Origin of the sequence: Halioglobus sp. HI00S01, assembly GCF_001635445.1 — a bacterium.
Classification (GTDB): domain Bacteria; phylum Pseudomonadota; class Gammaproteobacteria; order Pseudomonadales; family Halieaceae; genus Halioglobus; species Halioglobus japonicus.
Window position 1 is genome coordinate 1 of sequence record NZ_LWEE01000189.1, and the last position, 219, is coordinate 219.

At 63.0% G+C, this 219-nt stretch carries 1 protein-coding gene; it reads left to right on the plus strand.

The annotated features are described in order from the left end of the window. Window positions 1-186, plus strand: a 186-nt coding sequence (locus tag A3709_RS23955) for a hypothetical protein (protein ID WP_197484250.1), incomplete at its 5' end; no start/stop codon positions are given. Window positions 187-219: the final 33 nt, after the last annotated feature.

The window sequence follows — 219 nt, forward strand, 5'->3', positions numbered from 1 at the left end:
CAGCTACAGCGCACCCTGGAGTCAGGGCGCGGCGGCAGCTGTCCGGTGTCTATGATGTACCTGCAGGGCCATAACCAGGCTCGCTTCACCTGCGGGGAGAACTGGCGTGTGTCGCCGACCGATGAACTGCTGCAATCGCTGCGCGACCAGTTAGGTCAGGACAGCGTGGCGCTGGAATACCGGTGAGGCTTACTGCGGCGCTAGTGCTGACGCTTCTGT